Origin of the sequence: Nitrosomonas sp., from assembly GCF_019752095.1 — a bacterium.
Lineage (GTDB): Bacteria > Pseudomonadota > Gammaproteobacteria > Burkholderiales > Nitrosomonadaceae > Nitrosomonas.
The window spans coordinates 47,315-60,357 of record NZ_JAIEMO010000035.1 but is presented as its reverse complement, the minus strand read 5'-3'; the positions used below and the strand labels follow the sequence as shown (position 1 = coordinate 60,357).

Annotated in this window: 16 protein-coding genes; 12 read left to right on the top strand and 4 right to left on the bottom strand. The window is 44.1% G+C overall.

What is annotated here, in order from left to right; all coding sequences use genetic code 11:
- The first annotated feature begins 152 nt into the window (after nucleotides 1-152).
- The 7 genes from K2Q13_RS10900 to K2Q13_RS10870 all read left to right on the top strand — a co-directional run bounded on the left by K2Q13_RS10900 (nucleotide 153) and on the right by K2Q13_RS10870 (nucleotide 5,198).
- Nucleotides 153-1,265 carry an aromatic ring-hydroxylating dioxygenase subunit alpha gene (locus K2Q13_RS10900; RefSeq protein WP_292921128.1) on the top strand — a complete coding sequence of 371 codons (1,113 nt, stop codon included), beginning with the start codon at nucleotides 153-155 and terminating at the stop codon, nucleotides 1,263-1,265.
- Between the two features lie 43 nt (nucleotides 1,266-1,308).
- Nucleotides 1,309-2,169 carry a DMT family transporter gene (locus tag K2Q13_RS10895; RefSeq protein WP_292921126.1) on the top strand — a complete coding sequence of 287 codons (861 nt, stop codon included), beginning with the start codon at nucleotides 1,309-1,311 and terminating at the stop codon, nucleotides 2,167-2,169.
- Nucleotides 2,170-2,254: 85 nt separating this feature from the next.
- Nucleotides 2,255-2,605 (top strand): STAS/SEC14 domain-containing protein, encoded by a 351-nt coding sequence (locus K2Q13_RS10890; RefSeq protein ID WP_292921125.1) that lies wholly within the window; start codon nucleotides 2,255-2,257, stop codon nucleotides 2,603-2,605.
- Nucleotides 2,606-2,739: 134 nt separating this feature from the next.
- On the top strand, nucleotides 2,740-3,222 hold the full coding sequence (locus K2Q13_RS10885) for a hypothetical protein (protein WP_292921124.1): 483 nt from the start codon (nucleotides 2,740-2,742) through the stop codon (nucleotides 3,220-3,222).
- A gap of 2 nt (nucleotides 3,223-3,224) precedes the next feature.
- The gene (locus tag K2Q13_RS10880) at nucleotides 3,225-3,608 is read left to right on the top strand and encodes a SirB2 family protein (RefSeq protein WP_292921123.1); all 384 of its coding nucleotides are present in this window, start codon (nucleotides 3,225-3,227) and stop codon (nucleotides 3,606-3,608) included.
- A gap of 41 nt (nucleotides 3,609-3,649) precedes the next feature.
- The gene (locus K2Q13_RS10875; protein ID WP_292921122.1) at nucleotides 3,650-4,162 is read left to right on the top strand and encodes a GNAT family N-acetyltransferase; all 513 of its coding nucleotides are present in this window, start codon (nucleotides 3,650-3,652) and stop codon (nucleotides 4,160-4,162) included.
- 55 nt (nucleotides 4,163-4,217) lie between these two features.
- Entirely contained in the window at nucleotides 4,218-5,198 is a 981-nt protein-coding gene (locus tag K2Q13_RS10870; protein WP_292921121.1) for a kelch repeat-containing protein, read from the top strand.
- Between the two features lie 10 nt (nucleotides 5,199-5,208).
- On the opposite strand, the gene K2Q13_RS10865 is transcribed toward K2Q13_RS10870, so the two are convergent.
- Together K2Q13_RS10865 and K2Q13_RS10860 are read right to left on the bottom strand one after the other, a co-directional pair.
- The gene (locus tag K2Q13_RS10865) at nucleotides 5,209-6,435 is read right to left on the bottom strand and encodes an EAL domain-containing protein (protein ID WP_292921119.1); all 1,227 of its coding nucleotides are present in this window, start codon (nucleotides 6,433-6,435) and stop codon (nucleotides 5,209-5,211) included.
- Between the two features lie 171 nt (nucleotides 6,436-6,606).
- Nucleotides 6,607-6,990 carry a hypothetical protein gene (locus tag K2Q13_RS10860; protein ID WP_292921118.1) on the bottom strand — a complete coding sequence of 128 codons (384 nt, stop codon included), beginning with the start codon at nucleotides 6,988-6,990 and terminating at the stop codon, nucleotides 6,607-6,609.
- Between the two features lie 288 nt (nucleotides 6,991-7,278).
- On the opposite strand from K2Q13_RS10860, the gene K2Q13_RS10855 reads away from it, so the two are divergent.
- The 5 genes from K2Q13_RS10855 to K2Q13_RS10835 all read left to right on the top strand — a co-directional run bounded on the left by K2Q13_RS10855 (nucleotide 7,279) and on the right by K2Q13_RS10835 (nucleotide 11,316).
- Nucleotides 7,279-7,938: a hypothetical protein gene (locus tag K2Q13_RS10855; RefSeq protein ID WP_292921117.1), complete on the top strand. Its 660-nt coding sequence runs from the start codon at nucleotides 7,279-7,281 to the stop codon at nucleotides 7,936-7,938.
- A gap of 9 nt (nucleotides 7,939-7,947) precedes the next feature.
- Nucleotides 7,948-8,232: a hypothetical protein gene (locus K2Q13_RS10850; protein ID WP_292921116.1), complete on the top strand. Its 285-nt coding sequence runs from the start codon at nucleotides 7,948-7,950 to the stop codon at nucleotides 8,230-8,232.
- 263 nt (nucleotides 8,233-8,495) lie between these two features.
- Nucleotides 8,496-9,092, top strand: a complete 597-nt coding sequence (locus tag K2Q13_RS10845) for a TetR/AcrR family transcriptional regulator (RefSeq protein WP_292921115.1) — start codon at nucleotides 8,496-8,498, stop codon at nucleotides 9,090-9,092.
- A gap of 60 nt (nucleotides 9,093-9,152) precedes the next feature.
- A complete protein-coding gene (locus K2Q13_RS10840; RefSeq protein WP_292921114.1) occupies nucleotides 9,153-9,425 on the top strand; it encodes a DUF4242 domain-containing protein in 273 nt (90 codons plus the stop codon).
- Nucleotides 9,426-9,576: 151 nt separating this feature from the next.
- Nucleotides 9,577-11,316 (top strand): hypothetical protein, encoded by a 1,740-nt coding sequence (locus tag K2Q13_RS10835; protein ID WP_292921113.1) that lies wholly within the window; start codon nucleotides 9,577-9,579, stop codon nucleotides 11,314-11,316.
- A 268-nt stretch (nucleotides 11,317-11,584) separates the two neighbouring features.
- Here the strand turns inward: K2Q13_RS10835 and cheZ are convergent, their stop codons facing one another.
- Together cheZ and cheY are read right to left on the bottom strand one after the other, a co-directional pair.
- The gene (gene cheZ / locus K2Q13_RS10830; RefSeq protein ID WP_292921112.1) at nucleotides 11,585-12,343 is read right to left on the bottom strand and encodes a protein phosphatase CheZ; all 759 of its coding nucleotides are present in this window, start codon (nucleotides 12,341-12,343) and stop codon (nucleotides 11,585-11,587) included.
- Between the two features lie 32 nt (nucleotides 12,344-12,375).
- Nucleotides 12,376-12,783, bottom strand: a complete 408-nt coding sequence (gene cheY, locus K2Q13_RS10825) for a chemotaxis response regulator CheY (RefSeq protein WP_292921111.1) — start codon at nucleotides 12,781-12,783, stop codon at nucleotides 12,376-12,378.
- Nucleotides 12,784-13,043 lie beyond the last annotated feature (260 nt).

The window sequence follows — 13,043 nt, the reverse complement described above, 5'->3', positions numbered from 1 at the left end:
TAGGCGGATGCTGATATTTTACTATTAAGATTGCTATTATAGCCAAGCAATCGTTTTTTCGTTTTTTACTTGCATAATTTGGTTTTAAATTTTTATCTTTTCGTGTGTCTTTTTCCGCTAATTTTTTACTAGGGAGAATATAAGGTATTTATATGTCAAATATGGCTGAGATCTCACAACTGACAGAACTGTCAGCGCAACTCCCCATTGACTGGTACCTGGATCCAAGAATCCTTGAAATTGAAAAACGTATACTGTTCGACCAAGGGCTTGGATACGTGGGTCATGAAGCAATGGTACCAAATATTGGAGATTATTACGTACCGGAACGGATGGGGAAAGCCAAAGTGTTGGTGCGTAATGGACAAGGGATTGAATTGCTTTCTAATGTTTGTCGACATCGGCAAGCTCTGCTATTGAGTGGCAGGAGTAATACCAAAAACATTGTGTGCCCGATTCATCGTTGGACGTACGCGCTGGATGGGAAATTGCTGGGCGCACCGCATTTTGATCAGAATCCTTGCCTCAATCTTGCAAAAACGCCGCTGCAAACCTGGAATGGTTTGCTTTTTGCTGGTAAGCGTAACGTGGCACAGGATTTGGCAAAATTGAGTTCCGATGTTCTTCAGTGTTTTGATTTTTCCGGTTACTTGATGGATCGTGTGCAGATCGAACATTACGATTGTAACTGGAAGACATTTATAGAGGTTTATCTGGAGGATTATCATGTCGATTCGTTTCATCCGGGCCTGGGTCATTTCGTCGATACCGAAAAACTCAATTGGGAGTTTGACAGTTGGTACAGCGCGCAAACAATAGCCATCGATTGCGCGCGTCTGCAGAGGCCTGGTAGTCCCGTGTATGCTAAATGGCATGAGCAAGTGCTACAGCAAACTGAAGGAAAAATGCCACCACATGGTGCCATTTGGTTGCTGTATTTTCCTAATATCATGTTGGAGTGGTATCCCTATACGCTTGTTGTTAGTACGATATTGCCGACCGGCATTGAAAGTTGCATGAATGTGGTTGAATTCTATTATCCAGAAGAAATTGCATTATTCGAACGTGATTTTGTGGAAGCTGAACAGGCTGCCTATAAGGAAACCGCGCGTGAAGATGAAGAAATCTGTCAATTGATGACTGCAGGTCGGCGTGCGTTATATGCTCAGAATCTGAACGAAGTAGGACCTTATCAAATGCCAATGGAGGCCGGGATGGAGCATTTTCATCAATTCCTGCGACGTGAGATCGGATCACGCCTTTGATGGCTGTTCAGTCGTAATTTCAATATTCAAGGAAGACAGATTAATGCGTTCGATGTGGATGCTGGTTGCTGCATTTATGTTTGCTTGCATGGGGGTGCTGGTTAAACTCGGGGCTGCCTATTTTTCCAGCACCGAGCTGGTATTTTATCGATCGCTGTTTGGTGTTTGGATGACCTATCTGATTCTTCGTTTTTATCGCTTGTCGGTGCGCACGCCCCATTGGCGGATTCACTGTTGGCGCGGAGTAACCGGCTTGGTCAGCCTGTTGATGTTCTTTTATTGCTTAACGCAATTGCCGTTAGCTACCGCCGTTTCGCTGAATTATACTTGGCCTCTTTTTGCCGCATTATTTTCCACTCTGATTCTGAAAGAGCATATTCATTGGCCACTGGTCGTGACTGTGATATTGGGCTTTATGGGGGTGATGTTATTGTTGCGTCCTACCGTGCCAGATGAGCAATGGTTTTCGGGCGTAATGGGCATTGCATCAGGTTTTTTTGCAGCGATCGCATATATCAATGTCAAGCAATTAGGTAATCTGGGTGAAACGGAATGGCTCGTAGTGTTTTATTTTACCTTGATTAGTACTGTGTTAACCGGTGTGTGGCTGCTATTTACCACATTTAGCCCGATTACCGGTCATGGATTGTTGTTGTTGCTCGGAATTGGTCTGGTTGCAACCCTGGCACAATTGGCGATGACGCGTGCTTATCATCGAGGTGTTACTCTGGTCGTATCTTCATTGGGTTATAGCACGATATTATTTTCCAGTCTTTGGGGAATCTGGTTTTGGAATGAAATTTTATCGCCGATTGCTTGGTTGGGTATGGGGTTGATCGTTGCGGGTGGATTACTCAGTGGTATTTTAGGTTTTAAATTGACGCCAGCCGTTACTCAAAAGTGATCTTGCCGCCAGTTGCTAGCAGGCAAAATTTGCACCAATCTGTTTAATTGCCTATGATGAGCTTGTTATTATTTGGGATGGGATCATGATTACAATTCAAAAAAAGGGTAACTTGGTAATTGTTGCAGTCATTGGCGAATTTACCTTGACCGATTATCATGAATTTGAGCAGCAGGTGTTATACAAGCAGCACTTTGATGGCAAGGCGAATCTTTTGTTTGATTGGCGTGACATGCTGAATTACACCGTCGATGTCGCCTGGGAAGAAGTCAAGTTCATGCGTGATCATGGCAGCGAGTTTAACCGAGTGGCCGTTGTCACGGATGACGAATGGCAGACTTGGGGTACTTGGGTTTTTAATCTGTTTGTTAACGCCAACGTAATGGTGTTTCATAATTATGAAGAAGCCGAAGTATGGGTTTCAGAGAATGAGTGATCGACGACTTATTTCATTATAAACGGCGTTGTTTATGCGCAGAGAGGGGCTGTGTTGCTTAACATCCAGATGAACTCGATTTTAGAGTGGTTTTTAATGTTTTCTAAGTTTGCTACTAAACTGGTAATAAATGCATGGACGAATTGATACTTGCCCGAGTATTGCATGTACTGGGTGTAGTTCTGTGGATTGGTGGTGTAGCGATGGTAACCTTGTTGCTGTTACCGATGCTCGCGCGCATGTCATCAGCAGCGGAAGCGATAGAAATTTTTACTCGTTTCCGGCAACGTTTTGCCGCACAGGCGCGGGTTACTACATTGGTCGTCGGTTTAAGTGGTTTTTACATGGTGTACGCGTTGGATGTCTGGCAACGTTTTGTGCATTGGCAATATTGGTGGATGCATACCATGGTGTTAATTTGGTTGTTGTTTAGCGTGATGTTGTTTGTTATGGAACCGCGTGCCCGCCGCCAAGCTGCAGTATCGGCGCAGAAAAATATCACAGCGGAAATGTTTATTAAAATTCAGCGTAAGCATATGACCTTATTGATACTTAGCTTGATTACCATTGCCGGTGCCGTGGCTGGTAGCCACGGTTGGCTAATTCCTGGCTACTGATAATGGATTACGCATTATTGAAAATGGTTCATGTCGGTAGCGTGATTTTGAGTTTCTCGTTATTTTTTTTACGCGGTATTTGGCTAATTCAGGATTCTGAAAACCTGCGCCAACGCTGGGTTAAGATCCTGCCGCATATCAACGATACGGTGTTACTTGTCAGTGCCATTCTACTGGCGATCGCGATCCAGCAGAATCCGCTAGAACATGCTTGGCTGGCTGCGAAGATATTCGGTTTGCTGGTGTATATTGGTCTAGGCATGGTAGCGATGCGCTTTGGCAAAACCCGCAAAACAAGGATTGCCGCTTGGGTTGCAGCCCTTTTTGTATTTGCTTATATCGTATTGGTTGCTTTGACCAAAAGTCCGGTCTTGGGTGTTGACTAGATTCCCTCGGCGCTACATTCCAAAGAATTCAATATTATCGGATGGATTTCTCTACTTGTCGTCTTGAAAAGGCCGGTTATCACCAAGCGCAAGCGATTAGTGATCTGATCAATCAGACCTATCGCGGGGAGATTGGCTGGACCACAGAAGCTGCAATTATTCAAGGTGACAGAACCGATCGGCTGGAAATAGAAGCTGCTATGGCGCACCCTGATGCTTGTTTTTTTGTTGCCAATCAACCTTTCATGCTGGCGTCGTGTATTTATATCGCGAAAGAAGACGAGCATGCCTACATCGGTTTTTTCTCGGTTCACCCAAGTCTGCAACAGCAAGGATTTGGTAAATATATGCTTGAACAAGTGGAGGTCTTTGCTTGTCACACAATGCAAGTGCGCAAATTTATTATGTTCGTGGTATCGCAGCGACCGGAATTGATCGCATTTTACCAACGTAGAGGCTACTGCTTGACCGGTCAAGTTGAAGCGTATCCATTGCATTTGGGAATACCGAAAGCTTCTGGCTTGACAATTGATTATTTGGAAAAGGTTGTGTAAGGCAAAATCATGTGTTTTGCAGTTATCATTCAGCCAAATCAAAAGGAGGAATGCCGTGTCAAAATTAAGATTTCTGATTGTCCTGCTGGTTCTTTTTAAAACGGCGTTATTACAGGCCGAATCTGCTGATCTTGGCGTTTGGCATAATGCGGCTCCGACATTGGAGAAGCGCACTGAGATTGCGGCAGCCGCATTGGACGGAAAAATCTATGCGGTCGGTGGATTCAGTCAGCCAAGTCTTAGCAATGTACTGGATTTCGCTATCAGTCGCATGGTAGAAATCTATGATCCAGCTACCGATGCCTGGACAGAAACAACGCCATTGCCAGAAGGCCGTCATCATGCCGGAATTGCCGCTCTAAATGGTTATTTGTATGTGATTGGCGGTTTTACTAAAGGTGGTTTATCGGTATGGCGTGCAGTTGCAACGCTGTATCAATTTAATCCAGTTAATCAGACCTGGCATGAATTAGCACCCATGCCGACCGCGCGTGGTGCGTTAGGCGTGGCGGTATATCAAGGTCATCTCTATGCCATTGGGGGATATGACGGAGATAACAATTCCGCCGCCGTGGAAGTGTACGACCCGCAAACCAACGTATGGACTCCTGCAGCCGCTATGCCGACAGCACGTGATCATTTGGCGGTTGTGGTTGCAGGCGACAAAATTTATGCCATTGGTGGGCGTCCAAGCTTAAATTACCGCAAAAATATGGATGTAGTCGAAGCCTATGACCTCGCCACGAATCAATGGCACGCACGCGCTAAATTACCGACCGCACGTAGCGGTATTGCCGCTGGTGTTATCGACGGACGCATTTTCGTGGTGGGTGGTGAATCCGGTGAAGGCACGTTCGATACGCATGAAATGTACCTGCCGGAAGAAGATCGCTGGGTGACTATGGCGCCGATGCCGACGGCACGGCATGGCTTGGGCGCGGCTGTAGTCAATGGCCGACTGCATGTCATCAGCGGTGGTCTGACGCCGGGTGCATCGTTTAGCCAGGTGCATGAAGTGTTTGCCCCAGCTCATTAACAATCGTAAGCTACTCTGGCGCGACGATTAATTCGGTGCGTACTTTATTTTGCCATTCTTCCATCCAGCGGGGAAAATCATTAGGCAGCAACGGCCTGGAAATAAAATTTCCTTGTGCCATATCGCACCCTGTTTGCCGCAAAAATTCCCAATCGTTACGATCCTCGACGCCTTCCGCTACGATATCCATGCCCAGTTGTTTGCCCATCGATAAACTGGCATCGTAAATGGCGCGCAATGTGTCATCTTCACACGCGCGATGCACGAAGCCTTGGTCAATTTTAAGTTCATTGAAAGGAATATCGCGTAACTGCGCCATTGATGAATGTCCGGTACCAAAATCGTCAATCGACAAATGAAATCTTTTGAGGCGCAAGCGTGTTAGGATTTCCAGTGGTATTCGTGTATCGGATCCCATTAATTGGCTTTCTGTGACTTCGAGTACGATCTTTTGTGGCGGCAAGCCGTTTTCGGTCACCAGATTAACGACGAAGTCTTGGAAGTCCAGTGATGCCAGATTATCCATTGAAACATTAATTCCAATCCGCAGTGTCAGCCCCTTCTCATGCCATTGCTTGGCCTGGGCTATGGCCTGCTGCAAAACTTGGTGTGTCAAGTCGTCAATCAGATTATTTTCTTCTGCGATGCTAATGAACCGATCGGGTAATATGATTCCATCTTTTGGATGATGCCAGCGCACCAATGTTTCTGCGCCTATAACATCGCCTGTTGCTACCGATACTTTAGGTTGGTAGTAATTGACTAATTCATGCTGAGCAAGAGCGGATTGAATATCTGCTGCGACATAAATTTTTTTGTTAGGTTGCTGCTCGGTTGAAGAATCAGGTTCCCATTGTTGTAGTATTTCAGATAGCTTTTCAGGATTTACGGGTTTGAGCAGGTAGCCAAGCATGGATATTTTGTGTGCATGAACCAGTCGCTCAGCGGTTTTAAGCATGCGTTCGTCTTCACCACTGACTAAAATTAGTTTGCCGTGATATTGCCGATCTACCAAATAACGCACAAACTCAATACCATCCATATCGGGCATATTCAAGTCGAGTAGAATTAAATCTGGGCAGGTGTCGATTTGATCAATTTTCTTCAGAGCATCGGAACCGTTGTCGCAAGTAACGACGGAAGTATAGCCCAGCTTGGCAAGCATGCGTGTCAGGAGTTTGAGCATGAAGCTATCGTCATCGAGAATCAAAATCTTGACGTTGGATGCGCTAACCATGACTTGCCTTTATTATTTTATAAGTTAGAAAGAGGCGCAAAAAAAGGTGCAAAATTACTTTAAACATTTAGCACGATAATACACTGTGTCACGAGGGAAATGGTAGTAATCACTTTTCCGATAAACCTTAAATAGAAGAAATGCTAGCATAAGCTGCATCCTGTTGATTAGTTAGGGTACTTGATATCCCATGACTTTGATGACTTCCCACTTGAAATCATGCACATGGACATCATCATCTGTAAGCGCCATGGAGAGAGCGCCTTTCGTTACTGGCGGTAGCTCTAGGTTGATTTGGTGTTGCTTCGTTTCATGCGACATATTTTCATGCATATGCATCTGGTGATGATCGTGGATCGGTGTCATGCTGACAATGAGTTGTGTCACATAATAGCGGTCATTGCCATTGTAGATGGTGCCACTAAAAATTCCCCAGCCAAATCCTGCATCAATTTTAAGTTGTTGAATTGCCTCAGCAGGTAGTTCGATCAAGTCTGGCTGTTGTGCGTCAGATTGTTGGCAACAGTCTACAGCGGCAGGAGGTTCGCTAGTCAAGGCGGGGAACGAAATAATCAATAATATTATAATGAAAAGAGAGAGTCTAGTTGGCTTCGATAGATGAACCATTCAATGTCCTTAGAAAGATAACAGTTTAAATAGTATTTGAAAGAGATTATAAATCAATAGGCCTAATTTTATTGACCCAGATGCGATGCCAGCTGATAGGATTCGCATAAAATTAGTGTCTGTGGATCTGAAGGAATAAAAGTTTCTTGCAGTAAGGTAATATTTTGTCTCAAAATATTACCCGAAGTTTAAACCCCCTTCATCTTTGAGGTGTTCATGAAACAGAAAATACTTTCGATTATTTTTGTAGTGATGTCATTGACGGGATGTGTATCAATACCATCTGAGGCTCCGGAGCTTTCAGCGCAGTTGGGTGCACGAATTTCTTCTCTGGAGGTGGCGCATGTTAGGCTTCTGCAGGAGTTTTTTCGTGACAAAAGATTGCGCGTAGATAATTTTTTGGAAGAGGTATGGATACCGATATTTGCCCAAGAGTTTTTCAGTGACCCCAAAATCGATGCAATGTGGAGGCAGGTCGTCCAATCACAAAATGCAAAAGATCGCTTAAACTTTATTACGCTGGCTGGACCTAAACTCCAAGTGAAGATTAACCAGAAGCGTGTGGAGTTGATCCAGCCGCTGGACGAACTTGAAGCGGAGATACGAAGCAAGCTTAAAGCGGAGTATGACCAAGCAAGAGCGATTAATAATTCATTGACTGCTTTCTTGCAATCCACATCAAAAATAGAAGAGAACAGAAAGCGTTATCTCGATATGATCGGAATGACAAATACGGATATCGATAAATTTGTCAACCAAACTGATCAGGCGGTATCCGAGCTGGTCGTTGCTGCACGTAGTGTTGAAGATCGTGTGCAAGATACGGAGAGATACCGCGAAAAGATCAAGAGCATTCTTGATAAACTACGTAAATGAGGGGTGAAAATGACAATCGACTGGGATAAATTTCAGCAAGAGTTGGATCAAGTTATTGATGGAGCAGGAAATAGAACGGATAGTAAACTTGCTGGAAAGATTTCAGCAATTACTCGATTATCAGATGAGGAAGTTAAGAGTCTTTTCCCAGATTCAGCTGAAGTCAAGAAGCTTGCGGAGCTGATGGAAATTGTTAGGAGTTCGGGTGATCAAAACGAGAAAATTAATAAAATTGTTGTCAATGCGGAAGAATTTGGTGGGATTATTCTCAAGCTGCTTGCCAAGTTTGTTTAACTGTATGTGATTTTCATCAAATATTAATCCTCTTGTATTAGCACAAGCGATGACGATTAAGTTAGTTCGTTTTGCTTTGTGAAGTAGGTGCTTTTTTTCAGATTCGTATTTAAACTTGCAGCGGTCTAGAGTGCTTGGATGAGAGTGTCAGATGTAATATCTGCCGTCAAAATTTTGCTATGGCGATGAGCATATCCCGCTAAGAAGCTATCAGTTGTGTTTTAGTAATTGACAAATAAGACAACCGGTCGTATTATTTGGCGATGTCAAAATCAAATAAAAAAGAGTTTAATCGAGAGAGCTTGCTAAATGAAGGTGTTGCACTGTTTATGGGGCAAGGTTATCACGGTACCGGATTGCAGGAAATTCTCGATGCGGTGAACGTCCCCAAGGGTTCTTTTTATAATTATTTTGACAGTAAAGAAGATTTTGGGGCTAATGTTATCCAGCACTATATCGGTCCATTTATTGCACAATTAGCCGGACATTTGGATTGCTCTGGTATGGATGCACTCGGTGCAATTCGGTGTTATTTTGATGAGCTTATTGCAGAGCTTGAGAGAAACGAGTTTAAGGGGGGATGTCTTTTAGGCAATTTGATGGGCGAACTGGGCGATACCAGTGAGGTTTGCCAGAAATCCCTTCAATCGGCGGTCAAACGCTATCGGGATTTATTGCAGTATGGGTTAGCGAAAGCGCAACGGCAAGGGGCGGTAAGATCGGATAAATCGGCTGAAGAAATGGCTGACTTGCTGATAAATGCCTGGCAGGGTGCTTTATTGCGAATGAAAATAGAAAAATCATCTGCTCCAGCTAAGCAATGTTGTCAAAATTTACTAGGAGATTATTTTATGCCTTAATTTTTTTATCTGAATTAAATACGACTGGTCATATTTTTAAATAATTTTATTGGAGGCACTATGCCAAAATATATAATAGAACGTGAAATTCCTGGAGCAGGTGCATTAACACCCCATGATTTACAAGCCATTTCTCAGAAATCATGCGGTGTATTGAGTAATATGGGGCCACGGATTCAATGGCTGGAAAGCTATGTAACGGATGATAAGGTTTATTGCATCTACATTGCGCCTGACGAAGCTGCCGTCAGAGCGCATGCTGAACAAGGCGAGTTTCCAGCCAATCGCATTTCTCGAATCAAAACTGTGATTGATCCTACTACTGCCGAGTAGAATAAGTGAATTACGATGGTTCGTAAGGTCGACTGTTTCCATCTGTTAATAATGCACAGAAAACTGATTTTATGAATTCTACATTTTGGTAGGCGAAAGGTAAGTGACCATAGTCATTTAACGGTGCCAATTTATTCAGGAGGGATATACCATGCAATTTTATGCTGCTGCTGTTCATTCCACGTTTTTCATTTCGATGTTGGTTTTGGCAAGCGTCTGCGAGTCATTTGCTGAAACTGGAACGCCAAAAAATTTTGTTGCAGCAGAATCGAAAGGAGGGCATCAGCATTACGCGGCATCCGAGTTGGCACATAAGCCAGGCCCGGGTGGTCAGCTTGCCCCCAGGTTGCTTAATCTGGGTTCGCATACGTTTCCGGTTAGCACGCGTAACCCGCTAGCGCAACAATACATCAACCAGGGGCTCAATCTTGCCTATGCATTCAATCATGCCGAGGCACGCCGGGCATTTCGCGAGGCGGCACGAATTGAGCCAGATCTTGCAATGGTTTACTGGGGGCAAGCGCTGGTACTCGGTCCTAACATCAACGCAATGATGGAACCGAATGAAGAGCCTCAAGCGTTAGAGATCGTGCAAAAGGCTAAATCGCTGATGAAGAATGCATCGCCGAAGGAACAAGCGCTTATCAATGCCCTTGAAAAACGTTATTCGGGGCAAACCGAGCATCGAGAAGCAAATGATAGGGCTTACGCACAGGCCATGAGGGAAGTGCTTCAGCGTTTTCCACATGATGAGGATGTTGCGATGCTTTATGTGGAATCCATGATGGACTTGCGGCCTTGGGGCTATTGGATGCTTGATGGCCAGCCGTATGAAGGAACAGCTGAGATCGTTGCGTTGACCGAAGAAGTGTTGCGACGCAATCCGAAACATCCCGGCGCTCTGCATATGTATATTCACTTGATAGAGCCGACTAGCACTCCCGAGCGCGCAGAGCAAGCAGCCGACACGTTGCTGACGTTGATGCCCGCAGCGGGACACTTGATACACATGTCCTCTCATATTTATCAGCGCGTCGGTCGCTACGCTGACTCAATAAAGAGCAACCAACTTGCAATCGCGGCGGATGAAGATTATATCTCGCAATGCCAGGCGCAAGGTTTGTATCCGATGGTGTACTATCCGCACAACATTCATTTTCTTTGGTTTGCAGCGACACTAGACGGTCAGAGTAAGCTTGCCATTCGCGCTGCGCAGGAAGCAGCTAGCAGGATTGACGATGAAGTGTTGAAAACAATACCGCTGACCGCTATATTCCGCGTAGCGCCATTTTGGGCGCTTGCACGATTCGGGCACTGGCAGGAAATTCTTGCGCAGCCTGCACCCCCCGCAACCAATTTGTTTTTAACCGGAAGCTGGCACTATGTACGTGGTCTCGCATTTGTCGCAACACAACAATTGCAGCAAGCCGAAAAGGAACTGGAAACGTTGCGCAAGATTATGAAAGATCCGCTGCTGGATAGTCCGCTGCTCTCAAAAAATACCACTAAGACTGTGCTGAACGCTGCGCCTGAAGTCTTGGCAGGAGAGATTGCCGCTGCGCGAGGGCAGTTCGATCAGGCTATTGCATATCTTGAAAAAGCGGTTCGCCTAGAAGATGCTTTGGTGTACACCGAGCCGTCGGAATTTCACTTGCCGCCACGGCTGGTGTTGGGTGCTATCCTTCTGGAATCAGGGCGACCCAATGAAGCGGAAACAGTTTATTGGGAAGATTTGCGCCGGAATCGCAATAATGGATGGGCGCTTTACGGCTTAGCACAGGCATTGCGAGCACAAAACAAAAACGATGATGCGGCCATTATCGCAGCACGCTTTGAGCAGGCTTGGGCGCGTGCCGATATAAAATTGCAGGCATCTCGTTTTGGGCGCTAATGAGTCATTTGTGAAGTGAAGTGGTGTCGCCAGACTGGACAAGCACTTAAGCCCTGACACTACGTTAAAAAGGAACAATAAATATATTTATACACTATTAAATTGTTTAGAGAAGATCAGAGATCACTAGACATTCTAAGTCATTGAACCACTAAAAACACAAGTTGCTTCTTATGGGAAACTGAACTTGATCTGATAGGCACCTCGTGATGTCGAATAACTGTCAGATCAAGTCGCGACGACTACGAATTAGATGAAGCTACCTCTCTCAGAAACCAAGACTAGCTAACAAATCATCCGCTTGGTTTTGATTGCATACGACATCATTTCTTTTCTCAGGGTTGATAACTGGTCCATTCATGAGTCCTTCGTGTTCTGTTGTAATCTTCTTGGCAGGGACATTGGCAAGTAAAAGATCAATTAGATCTTTTTCTAAACTTTGTACCATATGCGTAATTTTCTTGATGACCTGGCCTGTCAGATCTTGGAAGTCTTGTGCCATCATTATCTCAAGTAATTGGGCATTGGTTGCGCTAGTTTGTTTGGGTACCTTGTCAAGATATTGAAGTGTTTCAATAAGCAATGTTTTGAATATTTCAGGGTCTGGATTCGCTTGCTGGGTTTCAAAGGCTTTTTTCCATTGCTCAGATAGATAAATTGCATCATTTGAAAGTTTATCTTGAATTGGCATTGCGATTTCAGTGGCACTGAGTGTGCGCTCAGCAGCTTGTTCAGTTTTTGTGGCGACATAAGCCAGTTTATCTTGAGCATCGGGCACTTCAGAAGCGATGTCTTGGAGACGTTTGTCATATCCTAATTCCCGTAAGCTATCGTGTAAGTTCCGTGTTAACAATCCAACCTGATCAAGAATTTTCTTTTCAGTTATTATGGGTTCTTGGTTATCGTCGAATTTAGTTTCGAAATTTTTTGATGCATCAGTTAATTGAATCGATTTTCTGGATTTTTTTGGGGTTGAAGCTGGATCAATTTCGTTAACTTTTACTTTCATCTGACCTTTTGTATTCATAGTTAACTTACCTATTCGTTGTTAGAAGAAATTCATGCCTTTTCAGCAATTTTGGCTTTCATGTTCTGGAAAATTTTATTTAGTTTTTCCTCGAGCACGACGGCAGTGAATGGTTTAACAATATAACCGCTTGCGCCGGCTTGAGCGGCAGCCACAATGTTTTCTTTTTTGGCTTCAGCGGTGACCATAAGGACGGGAATATCTTTTAGTGCAGAGTTCGCGCGCACATTTTGCAGCATAGTTAACCCATCCATATTGGGCATATTCCAATCGGATACAATAAAGTCAAAGTTACCGTCTTGCAGTTTACGTAATGCGCTTGCACCATCTTCAGCTTCGTCAACATTGACAAATCCAAGTTCTTTTAAAAGATTGCGAATGATTCTACGCATGGTAGAAAAATCATCGACTACTAGGATCTTCATATTTTTGTCCGTCATGCTTTTCTCCGAAAATAGTTATATTTTTCGTACTACTCGAGTTGCTCAATCTGTAACTGGTTAATTGAATAGTTTTATTTGTGTCAATCTTGCTGGTTGTATTTACGACAAATGACTATGAAAATTTAGATTAAGCCAGAAGAAGATTGCGTAGAAATCATTACTTTAAGGTTTAAAAATTATAATGCACTTCAGATTGATTAACACTACGAGATGTAATCGACGGTATTTAGGGAAACTATAATGAAAATAATTAACAG

Coding starts and splice junctions, on each gene's coding strand:
- K2Q13_RS10900 (WP_292921128.1), top strand. CDS start 153: ATGTCAAATATGGCTGAGATCTCACAACTGACAGAACTGTCAGCGCAA.
- K2Q13_RS10895 (WP_292921126.1), top strand. CDS start 1,309: ATGCGTTCGATGTGGATGCTGGTTGCTGCATTTATGTTTGCTTGCATG.
- K2Q13_RS10890 (WP_292921125.1), top strand. CDS start 2,255: ATGATTACAATTCAAAAAAAGGGTAACTTGGTAATTGTTGCAGTCATT.
- K2Q13_RS10885 (WP_292921124.1), top strand. CDS start 2,740: ATGGACGAATTGATACTTGCCCGAGTATTGCATGTACTGGGTGTAGTT.
- K2Q13_RS10880 (WP_292921123.1), top strand. CDS start 3,225: ATGGATTACGCATTATTGAAAATGGTTCATGTCGGTAGCGTGATTTTG.
- K2Q13_RS10875 (WP_292921122.1), top strand. CDS start 3,650: ATGGATTTCTCTACTTGTCGTCTTGAAAAGGCCGGTTATCACCAAGCG.
- K2Q13_RS10865 (WP_292921119.1), bottom strand. CDS start 6,435: ATGGTTAGCGCATCCAACGTCAAGATTTTGATTCTCGATGACGATAGC.
- K2Q13_RS10855 (WP_292921117.1), top strand. CDS start 7,279: ATGAAACAGAAAATACTTTCGATTATTTTTGTAGTGATGTCATTGACG.
- K2Q13_RS10850 (WP_292921116.1), top strand. CDS start 7,948: ATGACAATCGACTGGGATAAATTTCAGCAAGAGTTGGATCAAGTTATT.
- K2Q13_RS10845 (WP_292921115.1), top strand. CDS start 8,496: ATGTCAAAATCAAATAAAAAAGAGTTTAATCGAGAGAGCTTGCTAAAT.
- K2Q13_RS10840 (WP_292921114.1), top strand. CDS start 9,153: ATGCCAAAATATATAATAGAACGTGAAATTCCTGGAGCAGGTGCATTA.
- K2Q13_RS10835 (WP_292921113.1), top strand. CDS start 9,577: ATGCAATTTTATGCTGCTGCTGTTCATTCCACGTTTTTCATTTCGATG.
- cheZ (WP_292921112.1), bottom strand. CDS start 12,343: ATGAATACAAAAGGTCAGATGAAAGTAAAAGTTAACGAAATTGATCCA.
- cheY (WP_292921111.1), bottom strand. CDS start 12,783: ATGACGGACAAAAATATGAAGATCCTAGTAGTCGATGATTTTTCTACC.